Raw genomic sequence first — 23,501 nt, forward strand, 5'->3', positions numbered from 1 at the left:
GACGGCCGGACTCAGTGCGTGAATCCTCGATCCTGGAGTTCAGTACCATCGATCGTCACCGCATCGTCGTCCGTCACACGGCCGATTGGCGTCACCGGAACGTCACACGCCGACTGGACCGCTTCGACAGATCCGGTTGTGAACACCAGCTCAAAATCCTCGCCAAAATGAAGTCCGTACTCGGTCACCTCCGAGGGGCTATCGGCAACCGCTCGGACACGGTCGTCAATCGGGATCGCAGCCCGTCGGACGGAGATGCCACAGTTGCTCGCCGCTGCGAGCTGGTGGAGCGACCGTGCCAGGCCGTCGCTTGAGTCCATCATTGCGCCCGCGTGTGGGGCGATTGCCTCGCCAGCGACGGTTCGAGGTTCGAATCGAAACAGTTCGTTTGCGAGCTCTGGGTCCGCATCGAACAGTTCCAGGGCCGCTGCGCTGCGCCCGAACGTTCCAGTGACACAGACGGTTTCGCCAGCCGTCGCTCCGGACCGACAGACCGGGTGTGCACTCGTTCCAATCGCCGTCGTTGCGACGGTGAACTCGTTGTGTCCGTCGAGGTCGCCACCGACGTACTCTGCGCCGACGAGCGAGCAAACGTCACTTGCTCCCTCGAGAAATGCCGACAGTGACGATGACTCGAACGACGGCGCACCGTACACCGCAACGGCAGCGGTGGGAGTAGCACCCATTGCGGCAATGTCCGAGAGCGACGCTCCTACCGCCCGCCATCCCGCCGTGTAGCGCGTGGTTCCATCGGGAAAATCCGTCGTCTCGTGGAGCATATCCGTCGATATCACCGTCTCGCCGACTACCGCTGCGTCGTCACCAGCAGCTCCGACCAGCCCCTCGATCAACCCGAGCGCACTCCGCTCATCCATGTCACAGCCAAACGGGTTGGACACCATAACACCCCTCCGATCGCCACAGTCTCGAACGATCCGGTGGATTGAAGCAGCTAATCGTTGGTAACACGGTATGGCCGTCCGGAATCGAACGACGCTACTCGGGTTTGGAGGAGGGCTATTGCTGCTCGGGCTGTTGCTCTCCATTCTCGGCGTCGATCAGACGCTCGACGCTCTTGGACGGGCGAACCCATCGATACTCGTGGTGCTCCCGCTCGTGTTTTGTGTCTGGCTCACCGCGTGGGGATTGTTATTACGTGTGGTCATCGGCGCGGTCGACGGGGGTATCCGCGTTCGGACGGCTGTGCTGGTGTATGCTGGAGCGCTGTTTGCAAACAACGTCACGCCGTTCGGCCAGGCCGGCGGCGAGCCGGTGAGCGCATTTCTCGTCGCCGAAGCCGCAGATGCGGAGTACGAAACCGGGCTGGCGGCGATCGCCAGTGCTGATGCCATCCATTTTGTCCCCTCGCTATCATTTGCCACGGTCGGACTGGGATGGGTGGCGGTGACGGCCGCGCTGACCGAACAGCTCAGAGCCGCTGCCGTCGTCGTTGGTGTAATCGCCGTTATCATCGTCGCCGGCATCGGTATCGGACTGCGATATCAAACGCATCTCGAACGCGCAATCGTTCGTCTGCTGTGGCCGATCGGTCGCACGATCTGTCGGCTCATTCCTCAGCGAACGGTGCCATCCAGGTCGGCGATCGAAAAACGGGTTACCGGGTTTTTCAGCGCCGTGAGTCGAGTGGGGAGCGATCGAGAACGGCTATTGCTCGCACTGGGCTGGTCTGCGCTGGGCTGGCTGGCGCTGGCCACGTGTCTCTGGCTGTCGCTGTTATCGCTGGGCACAGCCGTGGCGTTTACGATCCCGCTGCTCGTCGTGCCGCTTGGCTCGATCGCATCAGTCACGCCACTGCCAGGTGGAATTGGCGGCATCGAATCAGTGTTGGCGGCGTTGCTCGTCTCACTGGGTGTCGCTCCGCCAGTGGCTGGCGCGGCCGTAATCATTCATCGAACGGTCACATATCTGCTTCCGACGCTGCTCGGTGGCGGTGTGGCGTGGCTGCTGGGCGTTCGATCGACGACAGAGCCCAGCTGAGTCGGCATCGATGTGTTTAAACAGCGCGCGAGTGGATAGATCCGTAATGACGACGTTCTACGACGTGCCGGCGGACGCGCTCATCGAGGCGATCGCCCAGAAGCTCGACATCGAACCACCCGAGTGGAATGAGTACACCAAATCCGGTGTCTCACGCGAACTGCCACCCGAACAGGACGACTTCTGGCAGGTCAGAGCGGCCAGTCTCCTGCGGACCGTCGCCAAAGACGGGCCGGTGGGTGTCGAACGACTGCGAACGGCCTACGGCGGCTCAAAGCAGGGATCGACCCGGTACCGGGTTCGACCGGATCAGAAAACCGGTGCCAGCGGCAATATCATCCGGACAATTCTCCAGCAGCTCGAAGCAGAGGGCTACATCGAAACCGGTGAGGGCGAGGGCCGCCGGATTTCTGGCGACGGCCGCGCGCTGCTCGATGAGACTGCTTCTGAAGTGCTCGAAGAACTCGACCGACCAGAGCTAGAGCGCTACGCCTGAATTTCGTTTCACGAAGCCGATTCGAACCACGCACGAAGCGACAGCTATGGACGGGCGCTGGCCCGTCACGGTTTTGTGTCGCGCTCGCTAACGGTTTGGCATGCCGAGTGAGGACGAGCTCGAAGAGCTTCGTCAGAAGAAGATGGAACAGCTCAAAGAACAGCAGGAATCGCAGGATGTCGACGAGGAGGCAATGCAGGCCCAGCAAGAACAGGCCGAAGCCCAGAAAAAAGCCATCCTGCGCCAGAGCCTGACCGATGGCGCGCGAAAACGGCTCAACACCGTGAAAATGTCGAAACCCGAACACGGAGAACAGATCGAGCGCCAAATCGTCGCGCTTGCCCAGAGCGGTCGTGTGCAGGGGAAAATCGACGAAGAGCAGATGAAACAGCTCCTCAGTGAGCTGACGCCGGACTCGAAGAGCTTCAACATCCGCCATCGGTAGTCCACTCGCTACCGCCGAGTTGAAGTGTATCTGCTGAGAGGTGTGGGTATGGACGACCCTATCAAAGGCTTTCGTGATTTCTATCCCGACGAGATGGGTCCCCGTCGGGCAGTCATCGATACGATCGAAGCGGTGAGCCGCCGCTATGGCTATCGTGAGATCGGAACACCGGCACTCGAGCCGACACAGCTCTATATTGATAAGAGCGGCGAGGAGATCGTCGAAGAGCTCTACTCGTTCACTGACCAGGGCGGTCGCGAACTGGCGCTCACACCGGAGCTGACCCCAACAGTCGCCCGGATGGTGGTGGCAAAACAGCAGGCGCTATCGAAGCCGATCAAGTGGCGATCGACACGGCCGTTTTGGCGGTATGAAGAGCCCCAGCAGGGCCGCTTTCGGGAGTTTTATCAGACGAACGTTGACTGCTTTGGGTCGGCCGAGCCAATGGCCGACGCCGAGATCCTCGCGCTGACGGCCAACTCGCTGACAGCACTGGGCTTAGACCGCGAGTCGTTCGAATTTCGCATCAGCCACCGGGATATCCTCGGCGGGCTACTGGAGTCATTCGACGCCGATGTGGACGTTGGGGGGGCGATTCGGGCGGTGGATAAGCGCGAGAAAATTGATCTTGCGACGTATTACGAGCTGCTCGAAGACAGCGGGCTGACGACAGAGCAAGCGAGCACGTTCGACGAACTGCTAGCCGTCGAGTCGCTCGATGAGCTCCTCGAATACGCAGAAGGCGACCGTCTCAGGTCGGCAATCACCAACCTTCAGGACGTGTTTGCGAACGCCGAAGAGCTAGGCGTGCGCCAGTACTGTTCGCTCTCGCTCGATACGGCCCGTGGACTGGATTACTACACCGGGACGGTGTTCGAGTGTTTCGACTCAACGGGCAGCGTCTCCCGTGCCGTATTCGGCGGTGGACGCTACGACGAACTGATCGAGGGCTACGGCGGACAGCCGACACCGGCCGTGGGCGTGGCGTTCGGACACGCAACACTCGCGCTATTGCTCGATAACGCGGGGGTATTGCCCGATGAGTCACTGCAGACGGATTACTACGTGTTGACCGTCGGCGAGACGCGTGCCGTCGCCACCGAGATCGTCCAGTCGCTGCGCAAGAACGGACACGTCGTCGAGACGGACATCGCCGACCGGAGCTTTGGCTCGCAGATGGGCTATGCCGACAGCATTGGGGCCGAAACCGTCATCATCGTTGGCGAGCGCGATCTCGAAAACGACGAGGTGACGATCAAAGCGATGGACTCCGGCGAGCAGACGACCGTCCCCCTCGCTGCCATCCGCGAGGACACGTCACCAACGTACGACGACTACGCCTGATGGTCCATCGGGCGTTTCGGCTCGCGTACGACGGCACGGACTATCACGGATTTCAGCGCCAGCCCACAGTGACGACCGTCGAAGGGGAGCTGTTCGCTGCGCTTGGTCGGCTCGGCGTGTTCGATGGCGAGCACCGCCCATCGGGCTACGCCGCCGCCGGACGAACGGATCGTGGCGTGTCGGCTCTCGCACAGACCGTGGGACTCGAGACGCCGGACTGGCTCACGCCGCGAGCACTCAACAGCGAGCTTCCCGCATCGATCCGTGCGTGGGCAATGGCGAAAACAGACCCATCGTTTCACGCGACGCACGACGCGAAACGCCGGACGTACACGTATTATCTGCTCGAAGAAACCGTCGAGCTACACCGGATACAGACTGCACTGGCGTCACTCTCGGGGACACACGACTTTCGTGCGCTCACGCCAGACGACGACAACACGACACGAACCTTGCAGACAGCCCTCCGTGTCGAAGCGCCGTTCATTGTGGTGACACTCGAGGCAGATGGATTCCCACGGCAGCTCGTTCGTCGAATCGTGGGATTGCTCACTGCGATCGGCCGGGGCGAACGCGACGATCTCGAGGCCGTTCTGGCGGCCGAAACACTCAGTGGACCCGATGGCGTCCAGGTCGCACCACCAGAACCGCTCGTATTGTGTGACGTGGTATATCCCGGCCTGTCGTTCGACCGGGACGGGGAGGCCGCCACGTCCGCGATCGAGGTGTTCGAACGAAATCACCAGCAGCTCACAACACGGGCTCGCGTCGCACGGACAATCAAACGCGGCGTCGAACCAGAGTGAATCCGCCGAATTCTGGCGGTAAGCTCCGGTTTACAGTCAGAAGTGCGAGTATACTTAGGTGGCTACGTGTGCCCGTCAGTACTGGCAACAATGAACCGACCGTACAGCGACGAACGGCGTACAACTGCCAGCGGGCGGTACGACTGGCTTCGGCGCTACGGCGCGACGGCCAGCGTACTCCTCATGGTGACGGTGGTCGTCGGAGCCTCAACAGTGGGGTTGACCGGAATCGTCACAGCACAGGACAACGGAGGCGGTGATCCAGGGACGTTCGGCGTCAAACAGGGCGAGACCTGTTATACGGTCTCGCCAATGGGTGATGGCTCGGACAACGTGGTTTCGTGGTACGACTATCGGACGCACGGCCATGGCTATAGCTCACGCGGCACCGACGATCTACAGGTCCAGGACACCAGCCAGTTCTTCTTTTATAAGGGGAACGGTGGACTGAGCCTCGTTTTCCTTCACGATAAGTTCACCGGGAACAGAACGGAAGGCGGCGGTGCGATCACGTTCGTGATGAAAGGACTGCCGGTTACTGGTGGCTGGACGGTCAAAGACGACGGCTACGGCGGTGCTGACGATCGGTTTACCTACAACAAGTCGATGGCTACGGCCACGTGGGGCTGGGCCGGCGGTCGGAGCGATGGCGGTGTCTATCGCGCAAATCCGTCTTCGTGGGATCGAACCGTCACGATCACGCCGAAATTCAACAAGGAGGCCAACTCCTACCCCTACCCCGGCTGGGAGGGTGAGGGGACCATGAATCAGGTCCAGCGTTGGATCGTTCGGTCCGGTGATGGGAAAGCTCACGCACTGAATCTCTATGAAGACGTGCAGATCTTCCCGGGGACGTGTGATGAGCCCAAATCCGGTTCCGACGGAGATTCTGATGGATCGAGTGCGAGCGATGACGCAGGCGGTGTGAAAACGATCGCGTCCGGGCCAGGTTTCAACGTGGTGCTGACGACACTGGCGCTGGCAGTTGCGTTGATCGGCATCCTGGCTCGCAGACGACTGTAGTCCACAGTTACGCTGTTCTTTTTTGAAGGGACGATGCCCTTAACCGATCGGGGGCGTACGCACAGGTATGAGTACGGTGCCCGAACGCGATGACATTGATGAGCAGTATAAGTGGGATCTATCGGATCTGTTTGCGGACGAAACGGCGTTCGAGCAGAGCGTCGCTGAGACCGAGGAGTTGATCGATGAGCTAGCGACCTACGAAGGCCGCGTCACAGAGGACCCCGAGACGCTTGCCGATGTGCTAGATTGCTCCGAGCGATTGATGCGGACCGTCTCGAACGTGGCGACGTACACCCGATTGAAAACCAGCGAAGACACTCGTAACCAGGAGTATCAGGCGCTCTCTGCGCGAGCAGAATCGCTCACTGCCACCGCGCGATCGACCGCCGGATTCATCGATCCAGAGCTCCAGGAATGCTCTGCGACAGAGATCGAGGAGATGATCGAGGCGAATCCAGCTCTCGAGGAGTACGAGCAGTATTTCGACGATGTGCTCCGAATGAAACCACACACGCGATCGACGGCGATCGAGCAGTTGCTTGGAGAGCTCAGCGAGGTTACCAGTGCGCCCAGCGAGATTTACAAACTGCTGACGAACGCCGACATGCGATTTCCAACGGTTGAAGATCCATCCGGTGACGCCGTCGAAATCACGCAAGCAAACTTCACCACGCTGCAGAAAACGCCGGATCGGGCCTTCCGAAAGGAGGTGTACACGTCGTTCTACGACGAGTGGGAAACTGTCCGGAACGCCGTCGGTGCAGCGCTCAAAAACAGCGTGACAAACGACGTGAAACAGGCACAGGCGCACAACTACGACACCGCCAGGGAAGCCGCGCTCCATCCAAAAAAGATCCCGCCTGCGGTGTATGACACCCTCGTCGGAACGGTCAACGACAATCTCGACACACTCCACCAGCATCTCGAGCTCAAACGCGAGGTGCTCGGCGTCGATGCGCTCCGGATGTGGGACGTGTATATGTCACTTACTGGGAACGAAAGTCCGGAAATCTCCTACGAGCAGGCCTCAGAGTACGTCACGGCGGCTGTCTCTCCATTGGGTGAGGACTATCAGAACCAGCTCGCCGATGGGCTCGAGAGTCGCTGGGTGGATGTCTATGAGAACGCGGGCAAGCAATCAGGAGCCTACAGCAGCGGGACATACGACACCCAGCCATACATTATGATGAATTACCAGGACGACATTTCGTCTCTGTTCACGCTTGCTCACGAGCTGGGCCACTCGATGCACAGCTACTACTCGAACGAGCACCAGCCGTTCGTTTACGCGAACTACGAGATCTTCGTCGCCGAAGTCGCAAGCACGGTCAACGAGACACTGCTCACGCATCATCTACTGGAAACCGTCGAGGACGAAACCCTGCGCCGGCACGTGCTCGATGAGTATCTCGAGCGGTTCCGATCGACGTTGTTGCGCCAGACGATGTTCGCGGAGTTCGAACACCGGGTCCACGAAATCGTCGAAGGGGGCGGCGCACTGACGCCTGACAGGTTCGACGAGTGCTATGGTGAGCTCAAAGGGCGCTATCTCGACCCGGTCGTGATGGACGATCGCATTGCTCGTGAGTGGATGCGGATTCCACACTTCTACATGGGCTACTACGTCTATCAGTACGCCACGGGGATCAGCGCGGCCGTCGCGATCGTCGAGCAGCTGCTCGATCCGGACCAGCCAGACGCCGCCGATCGTTATCTGGACTTTCTCAGCTCGGGGTCGAGCGACTATCCACTCGAGTTGCTCCGCGAAGCGGGCGTCGACATGGCCTCACCAGCACCAATCGAAACCGCGTTCGAAACGTACGAGTCGTATCTCGATCGTTACGATTCGCTGGTCTGACGGGACGATGGCTGGCCATTCCATTGCGTCAGGCTCGCGGGTTGTGCTTCGAACGCTCGAATCCGAAGACCTGGCGTTCAAAGGACGAGGAGTAAGCGAGCCGGCGTTGCGGATACCGATGGGAAATCCCATCCAATCGCGTGAACAGCTGTCAGTGCCGGATTCCCCCGACAGCGAGCAGTTCATCGTGACCCTGGAAGCTGGTCCGCTACTGGAATCGCTCGAACTCGACGAAGAACGCCGAATCGGGCTCACCAGTGTCAGCGACGGCTCGGAAAAGCGCCCGGAGATCGGCTACTGGCTGCTCCCAGCAGTGCACGGCCACGGTCTCGGCACCGAGGCCGTCTCACTGTTGCTTTCGAGCGTCTTCAGTCGGTATGACGCTCCGACCGTCGGTGCACAGGCGTTCGCCAACAACGACGCCTCTCGTGCATTGCTCGAATCACTCGGCTTCGAAAAAGAGGGACAACGCAGAAACTTCGCGTTCGTCGACGGCGAGTACCGCGATCTGGTCTGTTACGGGCTCGATCGCTCGGTCTGGCAATCATCAACACCGTGACGAAGCAAACTGATGAACGCGCCGTCGTCCATGGCAGCCGTTCGTTCGTCGAGATCGCGTTGTAGCGTCTCGATATCGGCATCGATCGCTTCGATCGTTTCAACGTCGAGATCATCTGTGCTATACAGCGACGCTCGCCGCTCAAGTAGCTCGAACAGCTGTTGTTCTTTCTCGAGATATGACTCCTGATCGAGCATCTGGTCGACGGCACGCAGCAGTTCGTCTTTGGTGATCGGTTTCGTGATCGCCGCATCCGCACCAGCTTCGATCAGATCGAAGTTCGACTCGACCGCCGTGGCCATCACGATCTTACATTCAAGCTCGCGCTCGCGGACATGTTCGATCACTTCGCGACCGGTCATCGACGGCAACAGCCGATCGAGCACGATCACGTCAACGTCCTCATCAACTAGCTCAAGGGCCCCATCGCCGGTCTGCGCCGTCCGTATCGTATGCGAATCGGACAACCAGTGGCGGTAGATCTCGATCAGCGACGGCTCGTCTTCGACGAGCAAAACGACGGGCGAGGAATCACTCATTGCTCCGCAATTACACGCCAAAATGATTAAGATTCCGATTATCCAATCCAATCAGCATCGTTGTATTAGAGATCCAACTCGATTGCAATTTTCAGATCATCGGAGTGGGTTAGGGACTCGACGTTCGGTCGAGCGCACGAAGCGCTGACGCCGCGTCTTCGACGGCCAGAAGATACGACCGGGCTCGATCGGGGTCTTCGATTGTATCCGCCTGGGTGGCAAACCGGGTGATCGTCCGTTCGAGTGCCGTTCTGGCCTCCTCAAGAGAGCTGGCTCCGGCTGGTGGCGACTCCCTGGGATGCTGGGGTGTGGCGGACTCACTCCGGGGCGTTCTCGACGGCTCGGGTGACCGATCCGTAGCGTCCGTATCGCGAGCAGCCGACGGCGTAGTCGTCGATTCGGTCGGGGACGGTTGTGAATCATCGCCCGAACCAGCCGGCTCGGTGGCTGTGGTTTCTGCGGAATCTGTGGCCGGCGTCGAAGTTGATGACTCCGCGTTCGAGGCGTCGGCCTCCTGAGCGTGGGCATCGGTGCTGTCTTCAGTGTGACAGGTGGGACAAAACTCCGTCCCATCGTGGCGGAACAGCGGATCGCCACAGGTGTCACAGTGGGTGTCGGTCATCGTCGCTCCTTGCAAGAGGAGTTCACTCATGCGGGCCGTCGCCTCCCGTTTTTTCTGATCGCGTTCGAACTGGCGTTTCAGCTTTTCGCGCTCGGCCTGCTCGTCGAACTCGCTCATACACCATCAAATGTGATCGATCTCAAAAAGAACTCCGACCAATGCCGCTTAGCCGCGAAACCGAACGATGGTAACGAACCACACGATATTTGGGAGCCACTGGTAGCTTGTTCTGTTCGTTCAAAAAGAGATGGTAACACTGAACAGTTTGTGTGCTACCACTGGTGAAATGGCGCTTTTCGACACGTTTAACCAGCCCGTGAGACGATTTTGTGATATGGTAAAAGTAAGCGTTGTCGGTGCAGCGGGGACGGTCGGTGCGGCGGCTGGATACAACATCGCACTTCGAGATGTGGCCGACGAACTGGTGTTTGTCGACATTCCGGACATGGAAGACACCACGATCGGACAGGCAGCCGACGTGAACCACGGTGTTGCCTACGATTCGAACACCACGATTCGCCAGGGCGAGTACGAAGACACTGCTGGCTCCGATGTCGTGGTGATTACCGCTGGCATTCCACGCAAGCCCGGACAGACTCGACTTGATCTGGCCGAAGACAACGCACCGATCATGGAGGAGATTGGCGCGTCGCTGGCCGAGCACAACGACGACTTCGTGACAATCACCACCTCCAACCCGGTCGATCTGCTCAACCGTCACCTCTATGAGGCCGGTGATCGGGCTCGCCAGCAGGTGATCGGTTTCGGTGGGCGACTCGACAGCGCTCGGTTCCGATACGTGCTGGCCGAAGAGTTCGATGCGCCCGTCCAGAACGTCGAAGCCACGATTCTCGGCGAGCACGGCGACGCACAGGTGCCTGTCTTCTCGAAAGTCCGCGTCGATGGCACCGATCCGTCGTTCACCGACGACGAAAAAGAGCGGCTTCTGGAGAATCTCCAGGAGAGCGCAATGAACGTGATCGAACGGAAAGGTGCAACCGAGTGGGGACCAGCCACCGGCGTCGGTCATATGGTCGAAGCCGTGCTCCGTGACACCGGCACCGTTCTCCCCGGCTCGATCGTGCTCGACGGCGAGTTCGGCCACGACGGTGTCGGACTTGGCGTGCCGGTCAAGCTCGGCGCAAACGGCGTCGAAGAAATCGTCGAATGGGACCTTTCGGAGCACGAACAGCAACTGTTCGATGACGCCGCAGAGAAGCTCACCGAGCAGTATCAGTCGATCGCATGATGCGACCGTAACGTATTGTAATTTTTACCATACTTCGAACGATCGGGCGAGCCGACGGGGTAACACCGGTGTCGTCCGTCAGATCGAAAGGTCAATTATAAGTCAGACAGTCTCGATAGCTGGTTCGATGGCAGTGTTGCTACAGACCAGTGCGATCGAAAGCGGCCAGCTCTGGTTTCTCATCGGAACGGTCGCATTTCTCGCTGGGTTGGGTGTCTTCGTGCGTGTCGGGGGTCGGTCTTCGACCGGACGGCGCCTCTCAGTGCTCTCGATCGGCTTGGCGTTCGCCGGAACCGTGACGTATCTACTGTTGAGTCTGGGCTATGGATCGCTACAGGTCACGTTCGGGGGCGTGTCCCAGCGAGTCTACTGGCTCCACTATCTGGACTGGCTGGTTACGTTCCCGCTGGTGTTGCTCGCGCTGGGGACCATCGCGGGCGCGAGCCGCCGGACGGTTGGGGCGACGGTCGGGTTTTCCATCTCGCTGGTCGTGTTCGGGTTGACGAGCGCGCTCACCACTCAGGCGCTGGCCGGATACGACGCGATTACCGTCCGCTATGGGCTGTTCGGGTTGAGCGTCGTTGCGCTCGTGGCGGTCGTCGTTCTCCTTGCTCGTCCGATTTCGCGGTCGGCAGCACAGCAGGCGACTGAAGTGGCGCTGGTGTACAGCATGCTCAGAAATGTCGTCATCGTGCTGCTCGTGCTCTATGGGCTCGGCTGGCTGGCGACCCAGCTGCTGGGTGTCGTGCCGGTAGTCGTGGCGCTCGCAGGCTATCTGCTGTTGGATCTATTGCTCAAGCTTGGCGTCGGCTGGCTGGTGCTCAGCAATCGAGCCACAATGAACGATGCCACAGACAGCAAGCCCAGAACGCTTGGATCTTAAGGGATCAGCTGTTCGCCATCGTCGTCATAGACAGTGATCGCATCCACCGGACAGACGCGGGCGGAAAATTTGGCGTCCAGTTCAGCATCTGGCGGCACCTCGCGGGAGAATAGGTCCTCGTCGGTCTCGGTTCCATCGAGTAGCACCGCCTTGCCGGCGGTCTCGTCGGCCTCGAATCCGTCCCATTCTGCAACACACTGAAACATCCCGATACAGGTGTCACGGTCGTACTCGATCTTCATGCTCTCGGGTTGGTAAACCCCACCCAAAGGCCTGTCGCTGGCCACTGCTTCGACAACCCTTAAACCCGATACCGAACTACCACCGACAATGGAAGTCGCATCGGTTCCCGAGATTCCGTCCTGGCTCCCCGAGCTGCTCGCAGACGACGGCGTGACGGAGCTGTACCCGCCACAGTCGGCAGCTGTGGAGGCGGGTATCACCACTGGCGAAAGCGTGGTGGCAAGCGTCCCAACGGCCAGCGGAAAAACCCTCGTTGCAACGCTCGCGATGCTCTCGAGCATCGAACGGGGTGGCAAGGCGCTGTATATCGTTCCGTTGCGTGCGCTTGCGAGCGAAAAACACGAGGAATTCGAACGATTCGAAGCATATGGCCTCTCCATCGGCGTTTCGACCGGTAATTACGAATCCAGCGGCGAGTGGCTCGCCGATGCTGATGTGATCGTTGCCACCAGCGAGAAAGTGGACTCATTGCTTCGAAACAACGCCCCGTGGATGGACGACCTGTCGTGTGTCGTCGCCGATGAGGTTCACCTGGTCGATGATGACCACCGCGGACCAACGCTTGAGGTGACACTCGCCCGACTGAAAGGGCTCGCCGCCGATCCCCAGATCGTGGCTCTTTCGGCGACGGTTGGCAACGCTGGGGAGGTAGCAACCTGGTTGGACGCAACCCTCGTCGAGTCGGAGTGGCGACCGATCGAGCTGCGGGCTGGCGTCCACTACGGACAAGCAGCGCATTTCGACGACGGCTCCACCGAAGAGCTGCCGGTCACAAGCGGTGAGAAACCGACCGAAGCGATCGTCCGTGACACCCTCGATGATGGTGGATCGACGCTAGTGTTTGTCAACTCCCGTCGGAACGCAAAAGGTGCGGGAAAACGCCTGGCCGGCGTCGTCGGCGAACGACTTACTGCCGACGAGCGGAGCGAACTCGCAGAAATCGCCGCCGAGATTCGCGACGTGAGCGACACGCAAACGAACGACGAGCTGGCGAACGCCGTCGAACACGGTGGTGCGTTCCACCATGCTGGCCTGTCGCGTCGCAGCCGCTCGCTAATCGAGGATGCGTTCCGAGATCGGCTGTTGAAGGTAGTTGCCGCCACGCCAACGCTTGCGGCCGGCGTGAACACCCCGTCGCGACGCGTCGTCGTTCGGGACTGGCGGCGCTATGATGGTTCTGTCGGCGGGATGGCACCGCTGTCCGTGCTCGAGGTACATCAGATGTTCGGGCGAGCGGGCCGTCCCGGACGAGATCCCTATGGTGAGGCGCTGTTGCTCGCAAACAGCCACGACGAGCTCGATGAACTGTTCGAGCAGTACGTCTGGGCCTCGCCCGAACCGGTCGAATCGAAGCTGGCTGCCGAACCGGCACTGCGGACGCACGTGCTGTCGACGGTCGCTTCCGGAGTCGCACGAACGCGAGATGAGCTACTGGCGTTTCTCAAAGAGACGCTGTACGCCACCCAGACCGAGAACGCAGCCCACCTCGAATCGGTCATGGACGACTGTGTCGCGTATCTGGATGCGAATGAGTTTCTGACGTTCGACAGATCGGACGGATCGCTAGCTGCGACGAGTCTTGGCCACACCGTCTCGCGACTCTACCTCGATCCGATGAGCGCCGCCGAAATCGTCGATGGACTGCGTGGAGTGAGCGATCCGACGCCGCTCGGACTCTACCATCTCGTCGCCCGGACGCCCGATATGTACGAACTATATCTCAGATCGGGTGACCGTGAGGCGTACACGATGACGGCCTACGAGCGCGAAACGGAGTTCCTCGGCGCGATGCCCTCCGAGTTCGAAGAAGCCAGATTCGAGGAGTGGCTCTCTGCACTAAAAACCGCCAAACTGCTCGAAGACTGGGCGAGCGAACGTGACGAAGACCGGATCACTGACGACTACGGCGTTGGTCCCGGAGACATACGCGGGAAAGTTGATACCGCCGAGTGGCTGCTCCGAGGAGCAGAACAGCTCGCAGTCGAGCTCGAACTCTCCGTCGGACCAGCAATCCGCCGGGCGAGAAAGCGGGTTGAATATGGCGTCAGCGAGGAGCTGATCGATCTCGCCGGCGTGCACAACGTCGGTCGAAAGCGAGCACGACGCCTGTTCGACGCTGGTATCGAAACACGAGCGGATCTCAGAACGGCGGAGAAGGCCACCGTGCTCGGCGCGGTTCGTGGGCGAACGAAAACCGCTGAGGGTATTCTTGAGGCCGTCGGTCACCCCAATCCGTCGATGGCAGGCGTAACCGAACCAGGCTCCGACACGTCGGGGGGATCACCGCCAGCTGACGGTCAATCGACGCTGGGGGATTTCCCATGAGACTCCTCGAAGGGATCGTAACGGTTGGCGATCTCGATGGCTTTATCGCGACGCTTGGTGCGATCGGCGACGCACACGACGCCACCGTGCAGGCGTTCGACGCACGATATGTCACCGGACGATCGCATCTACAGCGTGCACTCGAACTGGCCGACAGGGCGTTCGATCGCGACGAGAACATCGCCGACGACCGGGCTGTAGAGCTGTTGTGTTATGCCGCCGGTCGTCGCCAGATTGATCAGGCGCTCACCATGGGGCTGTCGACGGGATCGACGCCCGCAGTGATCCTCGTGGATGGCGGCGATGAGGCGGGCGCTATCGACGAACTCGAATCCCTCCTCGAACGAACACCGACGCTCGGTGACTACGACAGAGCACGCGTTTGTTCATTTTTCGACATCACCAGCGCAGAGGTCGATGCGACCGATCGGGACCTGTCTGCACTCGTCGAAGAACGAGTTGCCCTGTTGACCATCGAAAAGTAGGACCACTTACTCGGGGGGACTGTCCACAAGCACAATTGCTTCGCCGTCGATTGCGAGACTGTCTGGCTCCGTGTGTAACTGCGTCCTGAGACGGTATCGATCGTTGCCAAGCGACTCTGCGATCGACACCGTCGCCGTCGCTCGCTCGCCAATCTCGACAGGACGAAGGAACTCGACTTCCTGTGATAGATACACGATATCTCCAGGCAGCTGTGCAAGCCCAGCACTGATCAGTCCAGTTGCGAGAATGCCGTGTACAATCCGACCACCAAATCGCGTCTCCCCCGCGTGTTCGTCGTCAAGATGAATCGGATTGGTGTCGCCACTCGCGAGCGCAAACCGTTCAACATCAGAATCCGACAGTTCTTTGGAAAACCGTACGCTGTCACCGACTGACACGGTGGAATCGCGATCGATATCTCGTTCAACTGACCAGTCCTCGAGCACGCCACCGGCTGGTATGTTCACAGAGCAACTCGATTCTGTCTCATCAGATTGGTGATTGAACGTTGCTACTGCCGCCCGATTGGCCTCCAGAAGACCACTGAACAGCAACGACGACGAACGCGTCCACGCGCGAACCATGGACGGGTATGTCCCAGAACTCATAGCCGATCAATATACCCGGTCGAACCTTAAAAGCCATCGGTTCATCCCCGAAAATTGACAGACTTAATGGTAGAGAATGGTAAGAGATGGTAGCAAATGGTTCCTAGCGAAGTTCTTATGGTTTTGGGGGTATTGAATGGTACTAGGCGATGACCGAGGACAACGATGCACCCATGTGGCCACCCGCGCTGTTCACTCGGGGGATGCAGCAGGCGAGTGAGCGGGCAATGGACAGCCAACAGAAGATGCTCCAGCAGTTGTTCGAGCTATCGGATCCATCGAACGGATCGATTGGATCACAGCTCGGTGCGCTGAGCCAGACGGCGACGTTCAAAACCCGAGTGCAAAGCGGTGGCCGAATCAGTATTCCCGATGCCGAACGAGAAGCGCTCGACATCGAGGAGGGTGACATCGTCCAAACTGTGGTCATCCCAGTCAAACGAAACCGACCCGGTGAGACCAATGAGTGAGTTCACAACCCCAATCGAAACGACGTTTGAGCTGCAGAGAGCGACGATCGAACAGACCCAGCAGCTGTTCGAGCGTTCGATCGAACTACAGCAGACGATCAACCGAACCATGTTCGAAACGATCGATGGTCACGAGGGCCCACATCAGCAGGGTCTCGAACTATCACGGGCCGCACTCGAATCGTATCTCGACACCGTTGAGGCGACGGTGCCAGGCGCATCCGATGCGGTGACGGAGCTGCGCGAGACGCTCGACGAACAGTTTGCGGCAGTGGCCCAGGCCACGGATGATTCGGTCACAACGACCACATCGGAGCTCGAAAACGGATTCGAAACGTACGACGAGTTCCTTGAAGAGTATCTCCAGGTGGTCACGACGCAGACCGACCAGCTGCTCGAGGCCCACGAGGCCGTCGAAACGCAGACGACCGAGAGCGTCGAAGGGCTCGAACAACAGCTGACGACCCTCCAGGAGGAGATGGAGTCACAGTCCGAAGCGTTCCAGGACCGGTTCCAACAGCAGGCCGAGCTGTTCCAGGACGAGTTCGAATCCCAGACCGAACGCCTGCTCGAGCAGTTCGAAACCCAGGCTGCACAGCTCGAATCGATGAGCGACAGTAGCTCCAGCACAGCGTAGGTATCCAGCGATGGCCACTACCGATGCAGGCGATGACGTGCTAGAGCAGTGGAATCGAATGGTCGATCAGATGAACGACACGGTGGCCAGATCCGTCGAGCAGAACATCAAAGCACAGGCCTCGTTCGTCGAATCGTGGGCTGAAGCGATGGAGGGGTCGATGCCCGAAGAACAGGCCCTCTCTGAAGGCTTCGAGGCCTACAGTAACGCGTATGAGATCTGGATGGAGTCGGCAGACGAACTGTTCGAGCGCGCCCGCCAGGCAAGCGAAGGCGACGAGGTGCCGATCGAGGCGTTTCGCGACATCTGGCTCCGAACGGCGAACGAAGCGTTCAAAGAGGTGATGAACACGTCGGCGTTTGCGGCCACGACCGGCGACGTGGTCGAATCGATGATGGAGCTACAACGCGAATCCCAGACAGTCAGCCAGGATGCGCTGGCACAGATGGGGATCGCTACCCAGTCCGAGCTAGAGGAGGTTGCGACGCGACTCGTCGAAATCGAGCGTCGACAGCACAGTATCGAGCAGAAACTGGATACGATCATCCAGCAGCGTGAGTGAGACGATGGCTTCAGATAGTACACCGACGCCGGCGGATCCGTTCACGCTCGCGCTCGATTCACAGCGGGCGCTGCTCGATGCGACCACGGAGTCACTTTCCTCGCTCGCCGTCGCAGACGAGCGCTTTGCGACGATGGCCGACGTGGAGGTTGGACAGACCCCACACGAGGTGGTCCATTCGGAGAACAAACTCGAGTTGCTCCATTACTCCTCGCGCACGGATGAGCAGGCAGACGTTCCGATTTTGATCATCTATGCGCTGATCAACAAGCCGTTCATTCTCGATCTGCAGCCCGATCGGAGCGTCGTCAGGCGGCTGCTCGATGCTGGCCACGACGTGTATCTCATCGACTGGAACGAGCCTTCGCGGCTGGATTCGGTGTTGACGCTCGAGGATTACGTCACTCGATACATCGCAAACTGCGTCGATGTCGTTTGTGAGCGCTCTGGGGAGTCCGCGATCAACGTGCTGGGCTACTGCATGGGCGGGACGATGGCGGCGATGTACACGGCACTCGAGCCCGACACCGTCAATGCACTCGGACTGATGGCCGCAGGGCTCTGTTTCGATGACACTGGTGGCACCCTCGAGGAGTGGGGCCACGAGGACTACTACGATCCGAGCGCAGTCACTGACGTGTACGGCAACGTCCCGGCCGAGATGCTCGACGTTGGATTTGCCCTGATGGATCCGGTTGCAAACTTCTGTAGCAAGTACGTCCGTCTCTACGACAACCTCGACGATCAGTCATTCGTGGAGAACTTCGCCAGAATGGAACGCTGGCTCTCGGAAGGTATCGATGTGGCCGGCGAGACGTACGTGCAGTTTCTCGAAGAGATCTATCAGGAGAATAAGCTCTACGAGAACGAGCTCACCATTGGAAACAGAGACGTAGATGTGGGCCAGATTGACATGCCAGTTGTTCAGATCGTTGGCGAACACGACCATCTGATACCGAAGGCGTCTTCGATTCCGTTCAACGACGTGATCGAGAGCGATGATGTTTCGGTGATCGAGGCACCGACCGGTCACATCGGGCTTTCAGTCTCGAGTACGTCTCATGCAGAGGTCTGGCCGGCCGTCGCCGACTGGTTCCACGAGCAGATCGACGACGACGGCACAGACCCCCCACCCGATGGCTCGACCGAGAGCGCACCCGCCATCGACGACGGCGCAGACGGGATCCAATCCGTCGAGGGGATCGGACTCACCTACGCTTCACGGCTCCGCGAAGCAGGGATCGAAACGGTCAGAGATCTTCTGGAGTTGAATCCGGAAACAGTCGCGGATGCTGCTGAAGTCAGCACGACACGGGTCGAGCGCTGGATCGAAGCCGCCCAGTGAACTGAGGAGTGTGCACGCCGTCCAGGACGCGAATATATTTATCTACTGTGACAATTAATGTAATATATTAAGATTATAGCATAATGTTATAAATACGTATGGACAACGTACAGATATGTGTGCGAATCAGACCTGTGTGATAACCGGTGCATCACGCGGAATCGGTCGAGGGATTGCGATCGAGCTCGGCAGTCGTGGTGCGAACGTCGTCGTGAACTACCACTCTTCGGAAGGAGCGGCACACGACGTGCTCGATGAAATCGAAGCGGCGGGCGGGAGCGCGATCGCGGTACAGGCGGACGTATCGGACTACGACGCGGTCGAATCGATGTGTGAAGCAATTCACAGCGCATTCGGGGATGTCGACGTGCTGGTAAACAACGCGGGTATCACGGTCGATCGTAAGTTTGCCAATATGTCCCGTTCGGAGTGGGAACGAGTCATTGACGTGAATCTGACCGGTGTATTCAACTGCACCCACTGTTTGTTCGACGATCTCCGGGCTGCAGAACACGGGCGGTTGATCAACATCTCTTCAGTGGTCGGCCAGCAGGGAAACTACGGGCAGGCAAACTACGCCACGACAAAAAGCGGGTTGTTCGGATTCACGCGGACGCTCGCGCTCGAAATGGCCGAGTCGGGCTCGACGGCCAACTGCATCGCTCCGGGCTTTGTGGAGACCGACATGCTAGAGACAGTGCCAGAACGGGTGAGAGATCACATTCTCGAGCGGATTCCACTCAACCGGTTCGCGACGGTCGATGATGTGACGGGAATTGTACGTTTTCTGGCCAGTCCGGAGTCGAGTTATATGACGGGGCAGGTGCTCGCGGTGAACGGTGGAATGGAATGGTGAGTCTGGGCGATTTTTACCCTCCAGTGTGAGTTTTCTCCCAGACCGTCTCTGTCCTCGGGAGTACAACCACAGCGAACGAATCAGTACAGTATCAGACCGCCGTTTCGGTTGTCGCGTTGCTGGCCGAACGAGATCACACCGTCGTCTGTGGCAGTCGTGGCGGCGTTATAGAACGATGGGTCGTGGGAGTCAGAACGCCGATGGCTCCTCGTAGCGATCGTCCCGGAAGTGTCGCCAGCGATGGCCACCGACGCCACAGAAACGGTGATCGTCAGAGGGATGGGAAACGCCCGCAACGTGCTCGTCGTCCTGAACGGCGACGCAGTTATAGCCACCGCTGGAAGCGCGCACTACACACGACGGTGAGCAGTCCGACGACGATCGCGACGGCGAACAGGACGGCGAGATCAATCGACTCGCCGGTCACGAGGACGAATCCCTGTGCGAGCACGAGAAACGAGAGCCCACCGATTACTCCCCAGAGCACTGTCGATTGCGACCCTGTCATACGTCCTAGCAGACGATAGGCGCACAAAATCACTCGGATCGCAGCTCGAGAAGTCTCTCGAGCGCCTCGAGATCTGTGGGCGTGTTAACGTTGATGCACGTTCGAAGCCGACCAGCCGTTTGAATCGTCTCGGGGGCGAGTACGCTCACATCGAGCACATCGAGCAGGGCAGTAACGGAGTGACGACCACGCCGGTCACAGCGTTTGATTGCCCGTTCGAGCGGGGCCAGCCGGTAAACGCCGTGGAGTGGTTGTGGTCGGCCCGTTCGATCACAAGGGATGGCCCCAGCACCGTCACCACAGTAATCGAACAACAGCTCGATCACCGCCGGATCGAGACACGGCATGTCACATCCAATCACAAATGCGCGATCGGCGTCGATTGAATCAGCCGTCCCAACGGCACGCTCGATTCCTGCGAGCGGTCCACGATCCGGTCGCTCATCGTGGGCGAACGTCACCGAAAGCGGTGGCTCTCCGATCGCGTTCGCAATTGTTGGTGTCTGTGATCGTCGGCAGTTGATCACCGCGTGTGAGACGACGTGCGCGAGCCGTCGGACGATGCGACGGATCATCGGAACGCCCGCCACCGGGACAGTCGCTTTCTCAGTGCGACCGAACCGACGCGATCGCCCGCCAGCGATCACCAGTGCACACCGCGTTTCGGACATGCTTGACGATTTGGCCTCGAAAGCAAAAGCGAACTGGGCTCAGGCCAGATCCGCCGCTGGAACCTTCATGTATTCTCTGAGCACCACCGTCGCATAGGCCCCGTTGGGCAACGAGAACTCGAACGACAGCGCCGTCGGATCGTCATCGACGGCATCGATTGACACCGCTGTCTGCAGCAGAATCGGCCGCCGGGTGCCCGTCGATCCGAACTGTCCCGTGCCGTCGAACGATCCGGGCGTCAATCCTTCATCATCGAGCACTGCACGTTCGATATCTCCCGGCGTTTTCTCACCGAGTTCCGTCTCGGTTCCGACGAGGGGCGCGGTGACGAATGCACGGCCGCGCTCACAATGGCGTGTGATGGTTTTTACGCGGGCTTTGGTGACGCGCTGTGTGTGGTCGGGATCCGGACGGCCGTGGTCGTCGGTAAAACAGACCACGTCACCGGCAACCGGCCGGTCGAACGGCAATCCAGCCTCGAGTCGCCTGGAACATAGCTGATTGAACAAATACGACTGGGCAGCGTGGACGAACAGCGCCTGGAGATTCGATGGGACGGCTGTGAGTGCCGTCTCGAATCGCTCTGAGCCCGTCGCGTCGGTTTCGAGCAACCGCTGTGCGATCGCTCGTTCGTAGCCGAGATGCGATGGAAATCGATCGAGCGCTCCTGCCCAGTCGTGCGTTTCGTCCACGTACTCGCGAGCGCGTCGGGTGGCTGGTGGCTCCGTTGGCGAGGGATTGCCAAGATACGTGAGCACGGCCTGCTCGAAATTGCCACGGACGATCGCCAGTCCCACCTCGTGTGTAACCGGCCGGATCGTCCCGAACCGCTGGGGACCAAAGACGTTTGCCACGCCGATCGTGGGTGGGGTCCGATCGGCAAACGACGCCAGTTCCGTGGTGGTTTGCTCGCACAGTTCGCGTGCGTTTTCTGTGGCCTCGCGAACGATGATCGAAAACTCGTTGCCGTTGTGATCGCCAAAAAGAACTGGTCGACCGGCCCGTCCAAGGAGTTCGATCTCAGCGCCAGCCACCGACGGCAGTGAATCGCGCTGGAAGTTTCTGATCGAAAATCGCTGGGTGGTGACCGCGCGCTTATCTTTCGTCCCGGCCCAGGTGATGCGCTCTCTACTGATCCCCAATCGATTGGCCAGCTCACTCGCAAAGCCGTTGGTATCGCGATTGGTCAACGTCGCTCGGAACACCAGCGCCGGATAGTCACCCGGATCCGCATCGAGGGGTTCCAGCTCGCGAACCGACCGCTCTCGAACCGCAAAATCCGCGGGCTCGTTTCGGAGCACGCCGTCGATTCCCGGCGTCTCCGAGACGTATCGGTCGATGCCGATCGCCCGCTCGAACGGCGGTGAAGCCGTCATCTGTGTTCGCTCCGTCGTTGCATGTGCTGGCGTAGGATGGTTGGGCTGAATAATGACTGGATCCAGTTTGGCTCTCTCAGCAGCTGGTCACGATGGTCAAGCGGCCGTGAATCACTATGACTGGATTTTTTTACCGTGGACATCGTTCTAGCAGGATGGACGCCCAGCGACGACACACACAAAGCCCAACCGGGTAAATAATACCGCTGCAGACCGAACACCCCTCAACTCCGTACCGACCGAGTGCGATTCGTCCCCCTGGGCATCCTCTGGACTACCTGGAAATGAGATACAATCTAACTGAAACCCACATCGCAGGTATCGCAGCTGCCGTGCTTGCAATCATCATTATCGTCGTCGCCGTGGTGCTGATGAGCGTGGCCAAACCACCGGACAATTCGTCTGGAACCTACTCGCCAACGAGCGCCGGCGTCGAAACGACCGACAGCAACTCGATACCAGTCCATACAGCGCCATCGGACACGGCAACGCCAACCGATACGCCCACGATAAAGCCATCACCGGACGTGAACGAGGGGATAAATCCCCAACACGTCGAAATAACACAGATGAATGAGTGTACGGCTGATATCTCCACAGCCAACTACACCATCAAAAACTCGAATCCCGATCCGGTGACGATCACCTACAGTCTCCACTCCAGTGACGCTGATCCGACGGAAGTGACCGTTGCAGGCTCCAGCTCGAAGACCATCACGGTCGAGCCGGCCGGACACGGAGACGAACTGATGGTCGTCATCCCGGGCACTGACACCGATCCACGGACGTTCGCAATGCCTACCGCGTGTGATAGCGGTTCACAGGCAGCGATCACCTTCGCCGATCAGCAGAGCAACGGAAGCGTGATCGAATTCGAGAACGTCGCCATGCCACAGGGTGGCTTTTTCGTCCTTGAAGGCGGCACAAACCGGATTCAATCGGACTACGTTGATCCACGAGAGGGCGGCAAGATGACGCTCACGATGTCATCGAATCCGTTGACGACGACGACGGAACTCACCGTCACCTTATATCAGGACACGAATGAGAACGGCGAGTACGACCCGACCGTCGATCTCCCGTATAAAACGAACGGCGAGGTCGTCAGCAGTTCGGCGACGATTACAGTCAAGCAGTCCGCCACTCCGACACCAACGAAAACGGTAGCCGGATCCTGATCAGTAGAGCGAGAGTCCGCCGGTTACGCGGTCTACTTGCTCGTCACGACCCGGTCCGACGGCGAGCGTGGTGACGGTGTTCGGTTCGAGCTGGGTGTGGCCGGCGTCACGGACGATTGCGTGGGTGATCCCGTGCTGTCGTGCCACATCGGCCAGTTCGAACAGCGTATTCTTGCCGTCTGCCTTGAGCACGACCTTCTTCTGTCCATTTCCTTTCCAGGCGGTTCGCGTCTTTCGGTCGGCATCCTCATAGGCAGAGAGCGAGGCGTGTGCAACCTGTGCGGCCAGCTTTCCCCGGCTCATGCCAAGATCCGTACGTGCAACGATTGCCTGTTTCATGACCCATCGGAGACGCCGCTCTGATAAGGGGTTGACGCCACGATTCGAGGCCTTTTTAGGGAATTGAGACC

At 59.5% G+C, this 23,501-nt stretch carries 28 protein-coding genes; 19 read left to right on the top strand and 9 right to left on the bottom strand.

All coding sequences use genetic code 11. The features are described 5' to 3' along the window. Positions 1-11 precede the first annotated feature (11 nt). Positions 12-875, bottom strand: a complete 864-nt coding sequence (gene thiL, locus JXQ78_RS06835) for a thiamine-phosphate kinase (protein WP_330632798.1) — start codon at positions 873-875, stop codon at positions 12-14. Positions 876-972: 97 nt separating this feature from the next. Between thiL and JXQ78_RS06840 the strand changes: the two genes are divergently transcribed. The 8 genes from JXQ78_RS06840 to JXQ78_RS06875 all read left to right on the top strand — a co-directional run bounded on the left by JXQ78_RS06840 (position 973) and on the right by JXQ78_RS06875 (position 8,532). Continuing rightward, complete coding sequence (locus tag JXQ78_RS06840) at positions 973-1,998, top strand: lysylphosphatidylglycerol synthase transmembrane domain-containing protein (protein ID WP_330632733.1); 1,026 nt, start codon at positions 973-975, stop codon at positions 1,996-1,998. Between the two features lie 46 nt (positions 1,999-2,044). After that, on the top strand, positions 2,045-2,494 hold the full coding sequence (locus tag JXQ78_RS06845; protein WP_330632734.1) for a 30S ribosomal protein S19e: 450 nt from the start codon (positions 2,045-2,047) through the stop codon (positions 2,492-2,494). Positions 2,495-2,594: 100 nt separating this feature from the next. Then, on the top strand, positions 2,595-2,939 hold the full coding sequence (locus JXQ78_RS06850) for a DNA-binding protein (RefSeq protein ID WP_330632735.1): 345 nt from the start codon (positions 2,595-2,597) through the stop codon (positions 2,937-2,939). 48 nt (positions 2,940-2,987) lie between these two features. Further along, on the top strand, positions 2,988-4,283 hold the full coding sequence (hisS, locus tag JXQ78_RS06855) for a histidine--tRNA ligase (protein ID WP_330632736.1): 1,296 nt from the start codon (positions 2,988-2,990) through the stop codon (positions 4,281-4,283). Beyond that, complete coding sequence (gene truA / locus JXQ78_RS06860; RefSeq protein WP_330632737.1) at positions 4,283-5,089, top strand: tRNA pseudouridine(38-40) synthase TruA; 807 nt, start codon at positions 4,283-4,285, stop codon at positions 5,087-5,089. The genes hisS and truA overlap by 1 nt, the downstream gene beginning before the upstream one ends. A 90-nt stretch (positions 5,090-5,179) precedes the next feature. After that, complete coding sequence (locus tag JXQ78_RS06865; protein WP_330632738.1) at positions 5,180-6,112, top strand: hypothetical protein; 933 nt, start codon at positions 5,180-5,182, stop codon at positions 6,110-6,112. 67 nt (positions 6,113-6,179) lie between these two features. Next, positions 6,180-7,973 carry an oligoendopeptidase F gene (gene pepF / locus JXQ78_RS06870; RefSeq protein ID WP_330632739.1) on the top strand — a complete coding sequence of 598 codons (1,794 nt, stop codon included), beginning with the start codon at positions 6,180-6,182 and terminating at the stop codon, positions 7,971-7,973. Positions 7,974-7,980: 7 nt separating this feature from the next. After that, positions 7,981-8,532, top strand: a complete 552-nt coding sequence (locus JXQ78_RS06875; protein WP_330632740.1) for a GNAT family N-acetyltransferase — start codon at positions 7,981-7,983, stop codon at positions 8,530-8,532. Here the strand turns inward: JXQ78_RS06875 and JXQ78_RS06880 are convergent. Both JXQ78_RS06880 and JXQ78_RS06885 read right to left on the bottom strand, forming a co-directional pair. Continuing rightward, entirely contained in the window at positions 8,490-9,071 is a 582-nt protein-coding gene (locus JXQ78_RS06880; protein WP_330632741.1) for a response regulator transcription factor, read from the bottom strand. The genes JXQ78_RS06875 and JXQ78_RS06880 overlap by 43 nt on opposite strands. Positions 9,072-9,180: 109 nt before the next feature. Beyond that, positions 9,181-9,810, bottom strand: a complete 630-nt coding sequence (locus JXQ78_RS06885) for an Sjogren's syndrome/scleroderma autoantigen 1 family protein (RefSeq protein WP_330632742.1) — start codon at positions 9,808-9,810, stop codon at positions 9,181-9,183. Positions 9,811-10,027: 217 nt separating this feature from the next. Here JXQ78_RS06885 and mdh point away from each other — a divergent pair, with 217 nt between their 5' ends. Together mdh and JXQ78_RS06895 are read left to right on the top strand one after the other, a co-directional pair. After that, positions 10,028-10,942 carry a malate dehydrogenase gene (mdh, locus tag JXQ78_RS06890; protein WP_330632743.1) on the top strand — a complete coding sequence of 305 codons (915 nt, stop codon included), beginning with the start codon at positions 10,028-10,030 and terminating at the stop codon, positions 10,940-10,942. Positions 10,943-11,069: 127 nt separating this feature from the next. After that, positions 11,070-11,825: a bacteriorhodopsin gene (locus JXQ78_RS06895; protein ID WP_330632744.1), complete on the top strand. Its 756-nt coding sequence runs from the start codon at positions 11,070-11,072 to the stop codon at positions 11,823-11,825. On the opposite strand, the gene JXQ78_RS06900 is transcribed toward JXQ78_RS06895, so the two are convergent. Then, positions 11,822-12,067, bottom strand: a complete 246-nt coding sequence (locus JXQ78_RS06900) for a ferredoxin (protein ID WP_330632745.1) — start codon at positions 12,065-12,067, stop codon at positions 11,822-11,824. The genes JXQ78_RS06895 and JXQ78_RS06900 overlap by 4 nt on opposite strands. Before the next feature lie 88 nt (positions 12,068-12,155). On the opposite strand from JXQ78_RS06900, the gene JXQ78_RS06905 reads away from it, so the two are divergent. Together JXQ78_RS06905 and cgi121 are read left to right on the top strand one after the other, a co-directional pair. After that, a complete protein-coding gene (locus JXQ78_RS06905; protein ID WP_330632746.1) occupies positions 12,156-14,393 on the top strand; it encodes an ATP-dependent DNA helicase in 2,238 nt (745 codons plus the stop codon). Further along, on the top strand, positions 14,390-14,878 hold the full coding sequence (gene cgi121 / locus JXQ78_RS06910) for a KEOPS complex subunit Cgi121 (protein WP_330632747.1): 489 nt from the start codon (positions 14,390-14,392) through the stop codon (positions 14,876-14,878). The genes JXQ78_RS06905 and cgi121 overlap by 4 nt, the downstream gene beginning before the upstream one ends. 6 nt (positions 14,879-14,884) lie before the next feature. Here the strand turns inward: cgi121 and JXQ78_RS06915 are convergent, their stop codons facing one another. Beyond that, positions 14,885-15,487: a MaoC family dehydratase gene (locus tag JXQ78_RS06915; RefSeq protein ID WP_330632748.1), complete on the bottom strand. Its 603-nt coding sequence runs from the start codon at positions 15,485-15,487 to the stop codon at positions 14,885-14,887. A gap of 149 nt (positions 15,488-15,636) precedes the next feature. On the opposite strand from JXQ78_RS06915, the gene JXQ78_RS06920 reads away from it, so the two are divergent. The 6 genes from JXQ78_RS06920 to JXQ78_RS19035 all read left to right on the top strand — a co-directional run bounded on the left by JXQ78_RS06920 (position 15,637) and on the right by JXQ78_RS19035 (position 19,723). After that, positions 15,637-15,957 carry an AbrB/MazE/SpoVT family DNA-binding domain-containing protein gene (locus tag JXQ78_RS06920; protein ID WP_330632749.1) on the top strand — a complete coding sequence of 107 codons (321 nt, stop codon included), beginning with the start codon at positions 15,637-15,639 and terminating at the stop codon, positions 15,955-15,957. After that, on the top strand, positions 15,950-16,594 hold the full coding sequence (locus tag JXQ78_RS06925; protein ID WP_330632750.1) for a hypothetical protein: 645 nt from the start codon (positions 15,950-15,952) through the stop codon (positions 16,592-16,594). Before JXQ78_RS06920 ends, JXQ78_RS06925 begins: the two co-directional genes overlap by 8 nt. A 10-nt stretch (positions 16,595-16,604) precedes the next feature. Continuing rightward, the gene (locus tag JXQ78_RS06930) at positions 16,605-17,156 is read left to right on the top strand and encodes a poly(R)-hydroxyalkanoic acid synthase subunit PhaE (protein ID WP_330632751.1); all 552 of its coding nucleotides are present in this window, start codon (positions 16,605-16,607) and stop codon (positions 17,154-17,156) included. Positions 17,157-17,160: 4 nt separating this feature from the next. Continuing rightward, positions 17,161-18,501 (top strand): class III poly(R)-hydroxyalkanoic acid synthase subunit PhaC, encoded by a 1,341-nt coding sequence (gene phaC / locus JXQ78_RS06935; RefSeq protein WP_330632752.1) that lies wholly within the window; start codon positions 17,161-17,163, stop codon positions 18,499-18,501. A 115-nt stretch (positions 18,502-18,616) separates the two neighbouring features. Beyond that, a complete protein-coding gene (locus JXQ78_RS06940) occupies positions 18,617-19,357 on the top strand; it encodes a beta-ketoacyl-ACP reductase (RefSeq protein ID WP_330632753.1) in 741 nt (246 codons plus the stop codon). Between the two features lie 240 nt (positions 19,358-19,597). Continuing rightward, complete coding sequence (locus JXQ78_RS19035) at positions 19,598-19,723, top strand: hypothetical protein (RefSeq protein ID WP_407934043.1); 126 nt, start codon at positions 19,598-19,600, stop codon at positions 19,721-19,723. On the opposite strand, the gene JXQ78_RS06950 is transcribed toward JXQ78_RS19035, so the two are convergent. From JXQ78_RS06950 to truD, 3 genes are read right to left on the bottom strand one after another with little or no spacing between them, the layout of a single operon-like run. Then, on the bottom strand, positions 19,683-19,865 hold the full coding sequence (locus JXQ78_RS06950; protein ID WP_330632755.1) for a hypothetical protein: 183 nt from the start codon (positions 19,863-19,865) through the stop codon (positions 19,683-19,685). The genes JXQ78_RS19035 and JXQ78_RS06950 overlap by 41 nt on opposite strands. 29 nt (positions 19,866-19,894) lie before the next feature. Continuing rightward, positions 19,895-20,536 (bottom strand): molybdenum cofactor guanylyltransferase, encoded by a 642-nt coding sequence (gene mobA, locus JXQ78_RS06955; RefSeq protein ID WP_330632756.1) that lies wholly within the window; start codon positions 20,534-20,536, stop codon positions 19,895-19,897. 39 nt (positions 20,537-20,575) lie between these two features. Next, on the bottom strand, positions 20,576-21,913 hold the full coding sequence (gene truD / locus JXQ78_RS06960) for a tRNA pseudouridine(13) synthase TruD (RefSeq protein WP_330632757.1): 1,338 nt from the start codon (positions 21,911-21,913) through the stop codon (positions 20,576-20,578). A gap of 284 nt (positions 21,914-22,197) precedes the next feature. Between truD and JXQ78_RS06965 the strand changes: the two genes are divergently transcribed. Then, on the top strand, positions 22,198-23,091 hold the full coding sequence (locus JXQ78_RS06965; RefSeq protein ID WP_330632758.1) for a DUF7282 domain-containing protein: 894 nt from the start codon (positions 22,198-22,200) through the stop codon (positions 23,089-23,091). On the opposite strand, the gene pth2 is transcribed toward JXQ78_RS06965, so the two are convergent. Next, complete coding sequence (gene pth2 / locus JXQ78_RS06970) at positions 23,092-23,430, bottom strand: peptidyl-tRNA hydrolase Pth2 (RefSeq protein WP_330632759.1); 339 nt, start codon at positions 23,428-23,430, stop codon at positions 23,092-23,094. Positions 23,431-23,501: the final 71 nt, after the last annotated feature.

Source organism: Halocatena halophila (assembly GCA_027563145.1).
GTDB classification, from domain to species: Archaea; Halobacteriota; Halobacteria; order Halobacteriales; family Haloarculaceae; genus Halocatena; species Halocatena halophila.

Coding starts and splice junctions, on each gene's coding strand:
- cgi121 (WP_330632747.1), top strand. CDS start 14,390: ATGAGACTCCTCGAAGGGATCGTAACGGTTGGCGATCTCGATGGCTTT.
- pth2 (WP_330632759.1), bottom strand. CDS start 23,430: ATGAAACAGGCAATCGTTGCACGTACGGATCTTGGCATGAGCCGGGGA.
- JXQ78_RS06840 (WP_330632733.1), top strand. CDS start 973: ATGGCCGTCCGGAATCGAACGACGCTACTCGGGTTTGGAGGAGGGCTA.
- truD (WP_330632757.1), bottom strand. CDS start 21,913: ATGACGGCTTCACCGCCGTTCGAGCGGGCGATCGGCATCGACCGATAC.
- JXQ78_RS06915 (WP_330632748.1), bottom strand. CDS start 15,487: ATGAGTTCTGGGACATACCCGTCCATGGTTCGCGCGTGGACGCGTTCG.
- JXQ78_RS06965 (WP_330632758.1), top strand. CDS start 22,198: ATGAGATACAATCTAACTGAAACCCACATCGCAGGTATCGCAGCTGCC.
- JXQ78_RS06865 (WP_330632738.1), top strand. CDS start 5,180: ATGAACCGACCGTACAGCGACGAACGGCGTACAACTGCCAGCGGGCGG.
- JXQ78_RS06895 (WP_330632744.1), top strand. CDS start 11,070: ATGGCAGTGTTGCTACAGACCAGTGCGATCGAAAGCGGCCAGCTCTGG.
- mdh (WP_330632743.1), top strand. CDS start 10,028: ATGGTAAAAGTAAGCGTTGTCGGTGCAGCGGGGACGGTCGGTGCGGCG.
- JXQ78_RS06950 (WP_330632755.1), bottom strand. CDS start 19,865: ATGACAGGGTCGCAATCGACAGTGCTCTGGGGAGTAATCGGTGGGCTC.
- JXQ78_RS06905 (WP_330632746.1), top strand. CDS start 12,156: ATGGAAGTCGCATCGGTTCCCGAGATTCCGTCCTGGCTCCCCGAGCTG.
- JXQ78_RS06875 (WP_330632740.1), top strand. CDS start 7,981: ATGGCTGGCCATTCCATTGCGTCAGGCTCGCGGGTTGTGCTTCGAACG.
- JXQ78_RS06845 (WP_330632734.1), top strand. CDS start 2,045: ATGACGACGTTCTACGACGTGCCGGCGGACGCGCTCATCGAGGCGATC.
- JXQ78_RS06930 (WP_330632751.1), top strand. CDS start 16,605: ATGGCCACTACCGATGCAGGCGATGACGTGCTAGAGCAGTGGAATCGA.
- thiL (WP_330632798.1), bottom strand. CDS start 875: ATGGATGAGCGGAGTGCGCTCGGGTTGATCGAGGGGCTGGTCGGAGCT.
- JXQ78_RS06925 (WP_330632750.1), top strand. CDS start 15,950: ATGAGTGAGTTCACAACCCCAATCGAAACGACGTTTGAGCTGCAGAGA.
- hisS (WP_330632736.1), top strand. CDS start 2,988: ATGGACGACCCTATCAAAGGCTTTCGTGATTTCTATCCCGACGAGATG.
- JXQ78_RS19035 (WP_407934043.1), top strand. CDS start 19,598: ATGGCCACCGACGCCACAGAAACGGTGATCGTCAGAGGGATGGGAAAC.
- truA (WP_330632737.1), top strand. CDS start 4,283: ATGGTCCATCGGGCGTTTCGGCTCGCGTACGACGGCACGGACTATCAC.
- JXQ78_RS06920 (WP_330632749.1), top strand. CDS start 15,637: ATGACCGAGGACAACGATGCACCCATGTGGCCACCCGCGCTGTTCACT.
- JXQ78_RS06940 (WP_330632753.1), top strand. CDS start 18,617: ATGTGTGCGAATCAGACCTGTGTGATAACCGGTGCATCACGCGGAATC.
- JXQ78_RS06885 (WP_330632742.1), bottom strand. CDS start 9,810: ATGAGCGAGTTCGACGAGCAGGCCGAGCGCGAAAAGCTGAAACGCCAG.
- JXQ78_RS06900 (WP_330632745.1), bottom strand. CDS start 12,067: ATGAAGATCGAGTACGACCGTGACACCTGTATCGGGATGTTTCAGTGT.
- pepF (WP_330632739.1), top strand. CDS start 6,180: ATGAGTACGGTGCCCGAACGCGATGACATTGATGAGCAGTATAAGTGG.
- phaC (WP_330632752.1), top strand. CDS start 17,161: ATGGCTTCAGATAGTACACCGACGCCGGCGGATCCGTTCACGCTCGCG.
- mobA (WP_330632756.1), bottom strand. CDS start 20,536: ATGTCCGAAACGCGGTGTGCACTGGTGATCGCTGGCGGGCGATCGCGT.
- JXQ78_RS06850 (WP_330632735.1), top strand. CDS start 2,595: ATGCCGAGTGAGGACGAGCTCGAAGAGCTTCGTCAGAAGAAGATGGAA.
- JXQ78_RS06880 (WP_330632741.1), bottom strand. CDS start 9,071: ATGAGTGATTCCTCGCCCGTCGTTTTGCTCGTCGAAGACGAGCCGTCG.